Here is a 500-nt window from a genome sequence, read left to right as displayed (position 1 = left end):
GCCCTGCTCGAAGTAGTTGCCGACAAGACCGGTTACCCGGTCGAGATGGTGGATCCGTCGATGGATCTCGAAGCCGATCTCGGCGTCGATTCGATCAAGCGGGTGCAGGTGTTGGGTGCTGTGCAGGAGCGGTTCCCGTCGCTGCCCAGTCTCGGGCCCGAGCAGCTCGGAACGTTGCGTACTCTCGATCAGATCGTCGACTTGCTGGCACAGTCGGCCCCGGCACCTTCCGCACCGGAAGCTTCCGCGCCCGAATCCGCTGCGCTACCTAGTCCACCGGAACCATCGCCGTCGGGCATATCCGCCGACGCTCTCCGCGCGGCCCTGCTCGAAGTAGTTGCCGACAAGACCGGTTACCCGGTCGAGATGGTGGATCCGTCGATGGATCTCGAAGCCGATCTCGGCGTCGATTCGATCAAGCGGGTGCAGGTGTTGGGTGCTGTGCAGGAGCGGTTCCCGTCGCTGCCCAGTCTCGGGCCCGAGCAGCTCGGAACGTTGCG

At 64.6% G+C, this 500-nt stretch carries 1 protein-coding gene; it reads left to right on the top strand.

Annotated features, from left to right (window positions below; genetic code table 11):
* A partial coding sequence (locus tag ACODSO_RS29240) for an acyl carrier protein (RefSeq protein WP_489040089.1) occupies nt 1–500 on the top strand: 500 nt, incomplete at both ends.

It is taken from the genome of Rhodococcus sp. FG69, assembly GCF_057808915.1.
This window is presented reverse-complemented; position numbering and strand designations above follow the sequence as displayed.